This is a genomic window from Saccharopolyspora elongata (genome assembly GCF_004348985.1).
GTDB classification, from domain to species: domain Bacteria; phylum Actinomycetota; class Actinomycetes; order Mycobacteriales; family Pseudonocardiaceae; genus Saccharopolyspora; species Saccharopolyspora elongata.
Genome location: NZ_SMKW01000021.1, coordinates 115,795 through 123,891 on the forward strand (window position 1 = coordinate 115,795; position 8,097 = coordinate 123,891).

The following is an 8,097-nucleotide window of genomic DNA, read 5'->3' on the forward strand; positions in this document are numbered from 1 at the left end:
GGACGCAGCCGGTACCGTGCGGGCCGTGCCGCACGATCCGATGCCACCAGACCCGTTCGCGGGTGACCCGGAAGATCCGAGCATGGCACTCGGCGATCACGACGCCGACGACGGCCCACCACTCGGCGATGAGGAACGGGCCGAACTGCTCGCCGACCTGACCGACCTCGCCGTCTACCAGGCCCTGCTGGAGCCCCGCGGGCTCCGCGGCATCGTGGTGGACTGCGCGGACTGCGGCGAATGCCACTACCACGACTGGGAGCTGCTGCGCTCCAGCCTGGAACAGCTGCTGCAGGACGGCCGGATGCGCCCGCACGAGCCGGCGTTCGACCCGAACCCGAGCGACTACGTCACCTGGGAGTACTGCCGCGGCTACGCGGACGGCGTGACCGAAACCGAAACCACCCGCTGACAACTCCCACCGAGCAGAACGCGAAGAGGGGCTCCCGACCGGGAGCCCCTCTTCGCGTTGGCAGGTGTTAGACCGGCCTCATCATCACGGATTGCTGCTGCTCTTCTGCGGGAACAGGTCCGATCCCCAGCCGCTGGACGGGTGCTCGGAGCTGCCGCTCGTCTCGCTCGGCGACGTGGACGACTCGGACGGCGACGTGGACGACGTCGGCGGCACCGACGAGCTGTCCGTCGGCGGCACCGGCGGCAACGGCTGCGACGGCGACGTGGTCGGCGTCGACGGCGTGGTCGGCGTCGAAGGCTGCGGGGGCTGCGGGTTCTCGCCCTGGCCCATCCGCGCGGTCAGCGAAGCGTGCGCGGCCTGCAGGTCGGACAGCCCGTGCTCGTCGTCGACGCCCCGCATCTGCTCCTGCGCGGAGCGCAGCGCGGCCTCGGCGGCGGTGCGGTTGCCCTGCTCGATCGCGCCCTCGGCGGTGTTCAGGTCCTCGCGGGCCGAGCTCGCGGCGACGATCGCGCGCGTGCGGTCGGAGTAGAGGACCTGCGCGACGCCCCACAGCATGTCGCCGGGCTGCGCGTCGCGAGCGGCCACGCCCACCCCGGTGAACGTGATCATCAGGACCGCGGCGGCGGTGGCGACCGGCACCAGGTGCCGGCGCTTGAGCCTGCGGCGCGGGCGGCTGCCCGCCGCGATGGCCGCGGTCGCGGTCTCGACGTCGACGAGATCGCCGATCGGCGCGGCATCGATGTCCTGCCGCCACGCGACCAGCAGCGCCTCCAGGCTGGGGCGCTCGTCGTCGGCCGACGCGACCACGTCGGGATTGGTCCCGCCGAGCGCGTCGAGCAATGCGTCGTCGGCCTGCAGCGCGCCCAGGTCGATCGGTTCTTCGCCGAAGTCGTCGAAGTCGACCAGCTCGTCGGACTCCTCGGCCGGTCGCGGCCGGAAGGAGAGCACGTCGGCGTCGCCCGACACGGCGTCGGGTTCGGTGGTTTCAGACTCGGCCGAGCCGGAATCCCGCTGGTTGTCGCTCAGTTCCGTTCCCTCGTCTGCGGACCCCTCTGCGGGAATCTGGTCCCGCTCGTCTGCCCCGCGCGAACGGTCCTCGTGCCGGCCGGACTCGACAGGGTCGTGTCCCGCCTGCTCCCCCTCGGGCCCCTTCCGCTCCGCCATTCAGACCACCTCCTCCGCGGACAGCGTCTTTCGCAGCCGGGCCAACGCGCGGTGTTGAGCCACGCGTACCGCGCCCGGCGTCGAACCGACCGCTTCGGCGGTTTCCTCCGCCGACAACCCGACGACCACCCGGAGCAGCAGGATTTCCCGCTGCTTGGCCGGGAGGACGCGAAGAAGCTGCGCCATCCTGCCCGAAAGCTCACCCTGCATGGCGCGCTGCTCCGGTCCGGCCTCGGATTCCGGGGTGTCCGGAACATCTGCCACCGGTTCGGAGCGGTTGCGGGCCAACGCGCGGTGCGCATCAGCAACCTTGTGCGCGGCGATGCCGTACACGAACGCCAGGAACGGACGACCCTGGTCCTTGTAAGTGGGCAGCGCGGTCAGCACCGCGAGGCACACTTCCTGGGCCACGTCGTCCGCCGAAGCGAACGACCTCTCGTTTCGTCCGACTCTGGCGCGGCAGTACCGCACCACCAAAGGACGGATTTCGGCCAGCAAGCGCTCGATCGACTGACGATCGCCGTCGACGGCGGCGCCTACAAGAGCGTCCAGCCCGTCCCCCACGTTGGTCATCGCAGACAGCAGCCCTGGTGTTACGCGTTCAAGCGATTCGGATTTGTCCGGCGGAAATCGCGTGCGCCGCACGCCGCGCCGAGCTCACCGTACCGGCCGGGGGGCGATCGTTGAACAGGGAGTGGATGGAGGGGGCCGTCGTCGTCACACATTCAGAGATACCAGACGCCGACCCCGGCGGCGTTTACCCAGGCCACGGGATCTTGGAGGTTCACCGGAGAAGATCAGAGAGGATCTTCACAGGGATCGCACGACCGGGCGATCGCGGCACTTTCGGGGCATCTGCCCCGATTGCCGAGAAGGCCGGTTTCGTCCCGGAGCGTCCCGCTTTGAAGAACTATGGCTCGCGCCACACCGGCGGTCGCACCCCGGGTCGGGGTCGTGCCAGAAGTGACGCGAGCCACAGGCGCACTCGTAACGTCAGCTCGCTCCAAGCCAACGTCCTCGCCGAGCACCGGCAGCCCGGACTAGATCTGCCGGTGCGCTCCGATCGACAGGCGCGCGGTGATCACCGCGCGCGACGATCACGCGACGAGGCCGCGGCGGAAACCGTGCGCAACTGCCTGCGCGCGGTCGCGCACGCCGAGCTTCCGGAAAAGCCGGCGAGCGTGGGTCTTGACCGTGTCCTCCGAGAGGTAGAGCTCCCGGCCGATCTGGCCGTTGCTCTTGCCCTGGCTCATGCCGCGCAGCACCTGGAGTTCGCGCTCCGTCAGCTGCACCCCCGGATCGGACGGTTGCCGGGGCGCGGGCACCGAGGTGCTCGCCAGCGTGTGCGCCAGCGCCGCCACCAACTCCGGCCGGGAAGCATCCCAGCGGAGGTAGCCGCGGGCGCCGCCGGCGATCGCGGCGGCAATGCTGGCCGCGTCGTCCGGGGCACCGAACACGATCACGTTTGCTTGCGGATGGGCCGAGACGAGCCTTCGGGTGGCCTCGACGCCGTTCGGCACCGCGCGCTGGGTACCTACCAGGACGACGTCGACGGCCTGCCGCGAGAAGCGGGCCAGCAGCTCATCACCGTGCGCAACGCAATCAATTCGACTCACTCCGGGGACAGCAGACATCACACGAGTGAGCCCTTCCCGGACGCTACGTCGGTCATCGCAGATCAGGACCGTCGTCACGGGAACTCCTTCCTGCAGGCGAGTGACGTTCCAACTCCCCTATCGGACGCAGGGGCCAAAACCTTGACACGATCCGGTGCTTAATCCGTCAAGAAATTTTGCGGCAGCCCGATCGGGTGCCGGTTCACTGGAACGGAGCAAGCCGTCGGGACCGTCCCGCTCACTACTCCGGGAAGCCGTCGGCCACGCGCCGTACCTGCAGTATTCACCCGATTGCACCCAGTCGTGACCGCAGTTTCGCCCGTCCGCACGAACACCGTAACCCCACCCACACAGCGGGTGTGTGATTTATGCCACAGACTGCCTCGTTCAGCCCAGTACGGTCTCGGAAACACGCGCAACAGCCGTCTCCAGCGAATCGAGCAGCTCCACGTGCGCGGGCAGCGCCTGCTGCGCCCACCCGGCGCCCGCCACGAACGCGCGGGCGCGCTGGCGGGTGATCGGGATGTCGTCCAGCACCCGCGACGAGGCGTAGTGCGGCTGGTCGGCCCAGAGCACCACGGCGGCCGGCGCGGAACGGCGCACCGCGGCGGCGAGCCCTTCGCGCGGCAGAGCGGCGCCGAACAACCGGTGGCCGACGCGGTTGGCGGCGAGCGCCGCGGCCAGCGCCACGAGTTCGAGCTCCTGCACTTCGCCGGGCACCGGGGCGAGCACCACCGGGCGCGGATTGAGCGGGGCCGGCGCGGTCGCGATCACCGAGCGCAGCGCGGTGGACGCGCAGTCGACCAGTAACTGCAGGACCTCGATGCCGGAGCCGGACCGCTGCCGCCGCTCGCTGACCGCGCGCAGCACCGGCTGCAGCATGCCCTGCCAGGTCTCCACGACGCCGTCGCTGCCCATCGACTCGATCAGCAGTCGCTGCACGGACCAGGAGTCCAGCGCGAGCGCCGCCCGCCCCAGGCCGCGGGCGCGCGGCCCGGCCCCGGTGAGCTTGAGCCCGCGCCCGCCGGTGTTCGAGCCGCCGACCAACTCGATGTCGCCCGCGCCGCCGAGCACGCCGGACAGCATCATCGGCTCGTCGCCGGATCCGTCCGGCTGCGTTTGCCGCTCTGTCGCGTCGGGGTATCGCTGCGGCAGCGGCGCGGCGACGGTGCGGGCGTAGCGGGCCGCCTCCATCGGCGAGGCACCGCGCAGCAGCGCGCGTTGCATCTGCTCCAGGCGAGCGATGTCGTCCGGGCCGTAGCGGCGGTGCCGACCGCTGGTGTGATCGCTGGGCCCGAGTCCGTACCGGCGGTCCCAGGTGCGCAGCGTGGCGGGTGCCACACCGAGCCGGCGGGCCACCGCGGCGACGCTGAGCCGCGGGTGATCGCCCGACGCGGCGCCATCCGGACCTTCGACCAGCTCCGGATCGTCGCTCGGGATGGGGGTGTCCTGCCCCTGCACAGGTTCCGGCCGCGTCGTCACGCGGGACATGTTCCGGTTCCGGCCCGTGGAGGGCAAGCCGTCGGACGTCGATCTTGGTCGGCCAAAGATCACTCCAACGATGAACAGCTTTTGGCTCGATAAGGGTTGAACAAGTTTTGGCGCGGTTCTACGGTCGGATCACGCGAGGCTGCGGCCGCCGGCTGCAGCGGGGAGGGGACCCACCGCTAGGAGGTGGTTTGCGCAATGGCAGACACTCGACGTCTTCCAGGACCGAACGCCGATATCTGGGATTGGCAGATACGGGGCTCCTGTCGAGGCATGGACAGCGCGTACTTCTTTCATCCGGACGGCGAACGCGGCCCGGCACGAGCTCGGCGCGAGGCGAAGGCGAAAGAGGTGTGCCAGCACTGCCCGGTGATCGCGCAGTGCCGGACGCACGCGCTAGCCGTGCAGGAGCCGTACGGCATCTGGGGCGGGCTGTCGGAGTCGGAGCGGGAAGTGATCATCAAGGCGCGCAAGCGCCAGCAGCTGGCGGTCGCGGCCAGCTGACGCGCTTGTGTCGGCCGCCGCGTCGCGGATCGCGTGCGGCCGCCGGAGTCGGATGACTACGAGGGGCGTCATTCGGCTCCGGGTAGGACGAAAAGATCGGGGCGGTACCCATGCCGTGGGTACCGCCCCGATCTTCGTGCCGTTCAGCCGGGCCGAGGGCCAGGCTCACGCGCAATGGCTCAGTGGCCGTGCCCGTGACCATGGCCGTGCCCGGCGGCCTCCGGCTGCTCCTCCGGCTTCTCCACGACCGCGCTCTCGGTGGTGATCACCATGCGGGCGATGGAGGCCGCATTGGCGACCGCGGAGCGGGTCACCTTCAGCGGGTCGACGATACCGGCCTGCACCAGGTCGCCGTACTCGTCGGTCGCCGCGTTGTAGCCGGCGCCCCAGTCCAGGTCGCGGACCTTGGACACCACGACGGCGCCTTCCTGGCCGGCGTTGGCGGCGATCCAGTACAGCGGGGCGTCCAGCGCGCGGCGCACCAGCTGCACGCCGGTGGCCTCGTCACCGGTGAGGCCGAGGTCGTCGGCCAGCACCTTGGCGGCGTGGATCAGGCTCGACCCACCACCGGGGACGCTGCCCTCCTCGGCCGCGGCCTTGGCGGCGGCGACGGCGTCCTCGATGCGGGACTTGCGCTCCTTGAGCTCCGTCTCGGTGGCCGCGCCGACCTTGATCACCGCGACGCCGCCGGACAGCTTGGCCAGCCGCTCCTGCAGCTTCTCGCGGTCCCAGTCGGAGTCGGTGGCCTCGATCTCCTTGCGGATCTGGTCCACGCGGTCCTTGACGTCCTCGGCGCTGCCGCGGCCGTCCACAATGGTCGTGGTGTCCTTGGTCACGGTGACCCGGCGGGCCGCGCCGAGCACCTCCGGACCGGCCTCGGACAGCTTCAGCCCGACCTCCGGCGCGATGACCTGGGCGCCGGTGGCGACCGCCAAGTCGTCCAGGAACGCCTTGCGGCGGTCGCCGAAGAACGGGGCCTTGACCGCGACGACCTTCAGGGTCTTGCGGATCGCGTTGACGGCCAGGGTGGACAGCGCCTCGCCCTCGACGTCCTCGGCGATGATCAGCAGCGGCTTGCCGCCCTGCGCGATCTTCTCCAGCAGCGGCAGCAGGTCCTGCAGGCCGGAGATCTTGTCGCGGTGCAGCAGGATCTGCGCATCCTCCAGCACCGCTTCCTGACGCTCGGCGTCGGTGACGAAGTGCGGGGAGATGAAGCCCTTGTCGAACTGGAGGCCCTCGGTGATCTCCAGCTCGGTGGCCAGCGTCGAGGACTCCTCGATGCTGATCACGCCGTCCTCGCCGACCTTCTCCATCGCCTCGCCGATCAGGGCGCCGATGGACTCGTCCCGGGAGGAGACGGTCGCGATCTGGGCGATGTTGTCGCGGCCCTTGACCGGCGTGGCCTTGGCCTTGAGCGCCTCGACGACGGCGTCGGTGGCCGCCTGGACGCCCTTGTTCAGCGACGCCGGGTTGGCGCCCGCGGCCAGGTTGCGCAGGCCCTCGCGAACCAGCGACTGGGCGAGCACGGTCGCGGTGGTGGTGCCGTCGCCGGCGACGTCGTTGGTCTTCGTCGCGACGTTCTTGGCGAGCTGGGCGCCCAGGTTCTCGAACGGGTCGCTCAGCTCGATCTCGCGGGCGATGGTCACGCCGTCGTTGGTGATCTGCGGCCCGCCGAACTGCTTGTCCAGCACGACGTGCCGACCACGCGGCCCGAGGGTGACCTTCACCGCGTCGGCGAGCTGGTTGACGCCGCGCTCCAGCGCGCGCCGGGCCTGCTCGTCGAAGGCGATCTGCTTAGCCATGGTTACAACAGCCCTTCATGGATGCCTTTGGGGTCTTCGCTCTTGTCCTTGAAGCGGCGAAGCCGCTCAGCCCACCTGCGCAACCGGCACCGCCGCCACGCAGCACGAGCCCAGCGAAAGACTCTTGCCCCGGATATGCGACCGCCCCGGGGTCCCGGTCGGGACCGCCGGGGCGGCATTGCTCGCGTGGTGCAGCGTCAGTTGACGACGGCCAGCACGTCGCGGGCGGAGAGGATCAGGTACTCCTCGCCGTTGTACTTGACCTCGGTGCCGCCGTACTTCGAGTAGATGACGACGTCGCCTTCCTTGACATCCACCGGAATGCGGTTGCCCTTGTCGTCGACGCGACCCGGGCCGACGGCCAGAACCTTGCCCTCCTGGGGCTTTTCCTTGGCGGTGTCCGGGATCACGATGCCGGACGCAGTCGTCGTCTCGGCCTCGCTCGCCTGGACCACGATCTTGTCCTCAAGCGGCTTGATGCTCGCCACGGTGTGACCTCCACCTTCTGGGGCCTTCGAAGCGTTGTCTGGGTTAAGACGGCTCCGTGGCTCCCCGCCGTCGCGGGTGCCGGGGCGCTGCGGCGCCGTTCTGCTAGCACTCTACCCATGAGAGTGCCAACGCTCAACAACAACCCTCTTCTCCGACCTCCCGGCGTGTCGACCGCCCAGGATCGTCGAGCCGGAGCGAGACCGGGAAGGGCTCAGCCGCAACGAATCGACCAGCGATGCAGCCGCCGTCCTGATAGCCGGAAGTCTCCGTCAGACGACAGTCAAGCAGAGTCGGCGGCGCCCCGAACCGTCCAGTAGCGCGGGATCCCGGCATCCGCGTCCTCAGCGCGCTTGACGACGAGGTCGATCACCGGCGCGCTCCCGCTACCCGGCGGATTCGATTCGGTTCGGACCGTAGCGAACCTGGGCTGCGGGGCCGCCACCTGGGAAGTTGTCACAGACGATCAGCTGTGCGTGATCTTCGCTGGTAGATCGCCATGCGGGAAATGTCACCAATGCCACGAGGTGGTTCACACCAAGGCGGTTCGGTGCCCTAGGTTGCCAGGCATGCCCGCCCTCTCCAAGCCCGCGAACCGCCCCTGGGAGCGCCGCCCCCGGCC

At 70.0% G+C, this 8,097-nt stretch carries 8 protein-coding genes; 2 read left to right on the forward strand and 6 right to left on the reverse strand.

The features are described from left to right. The first annotated feature begins 40 nt into the window (after nucleotides 1-40). A complete protein-coding gene (locus E1288_RS17800; RefSeq protein ID WP_132486469.1) occupies nucleotides 41-412 on the forward strand; it encodes a DUF5319 domain-containing protein in 372 nt (123 codons plus the stop codon). 84 nt (nucleotides 413-496) lie between these two features. Here E1288_RS17800 and E1288_RS17805 read toward each other — a convergent pair whose 3' ends face one another. The 4 genes from E1288_RS17805 to E1288_RS17820 all read right to left on the reverse strand — a co-directional run bounded on the left by E1288_RS17805 (nucleotide 497) and on the right by E1288_RS17820 (nucleotide 4,677). Continuing rightward, the gene (locus E1288_RS17805) at nucleotides 497-1,579 is read right to left on the reverse strand and encodes an anti-sigma-D factor RsdA (RefSeq protein ID WP_132486447.1); all 1,083 of its coding nucleotides are present in this window, start codon (nucleotides 1,577-1,579) and stop codon (nucleotides 497-499) included. After that, the gene (locus E1288_RS17810; RefSeq protein ID WP_093265524.1) at nucleotides 1,580-2,152 is read right to left on the reverse strand and encodes a sigma-70 family RNA polymerase sigma factor; all 573 of its coding nucleotides are present in this window, start codon (nucleotides 2,150-2,152) and stop codon (nucleotides 1,580-1,582) included. A gap of 524 nt (nucleotides 2,153-2,676) precedes the next feature. Then, the gene (locus E1288_RS17815; protein WP_029536209.1) at nucleotides 2,677-3,273 is read right to left on the reverse strand and encodes a response regulator transcription factor; all 597 of its coding nucleotides are present in this window, start codon (nucleotides 3,271-3,273) and stop codon (nucleotides 2,677-2,679) included. Nucleotides 3,274-3,582: 309 nt separating this feature from the next. Beyond that, on the reverse strand, nucleotides 3,583-4,677 hold the full coding sequence (locus tag E1288_RS17820) for a MerR family transcriptional regulator (protein WP_408013517.1): 1,095 nt from the start codon (nucleotides 4,675-4,677) through the stop codon (nucleotides 3,583-3,585). 204 nt (nucleotides 4,678-4,881) lie between these two features. Here E1288_RS17820 and E1288_RS17825 point away from each other — a divergent pair, with 204 nt between their 5' ends. Beyond that, nucleotides 4,882-5,187 (forward strand): WhiB family transcriptional regulator, encoded by a 306-nt coding sequence (locus tag E1288_RS17825; RefSeq protein ID WP_029536210.1) that lies wholly within the window; start codon nucleotides 4,882-4,884, stop codon nucleotides 5,185-5,187. A 179-nt stretch (nucleotides 5,188-5,366) separates the two neighbouring features. On the opposite strand, the gene groL is transcribed toward E1288_RS17825, so the two are convergent. Both groL and groES read right to left on the reverse strand, forming a co-directional pair. Then, complete coding sequence (groL, locus tag E1288_RS17830) at nucleotides 5,367-6,989, reverse strand: chaperonin GroEL (RefSeq protein WP_132486449.1); 1,623 nt, start codon at nucleotides 6,987-6,989, stop codon at nucleotides 5,367-5,369. Nucleotides 6,990-7,186: 197 nt separating this feature from the next. After that, nucleotides 7,187-7,477 (reverse strand): co-chaperone GroES, encoded by a 291-nt coding sequence (gene groES, locus E1288_RS17835; RefSeq protein ID WP_010316109.1) that lies wholly within the window; start codon nucleotides 7,475-7,477, stop codon nucleotides 7,187-7,189. Between the last annotated feature and the right edge of the window lie 620 nt (nucleotides 7,478-8,097).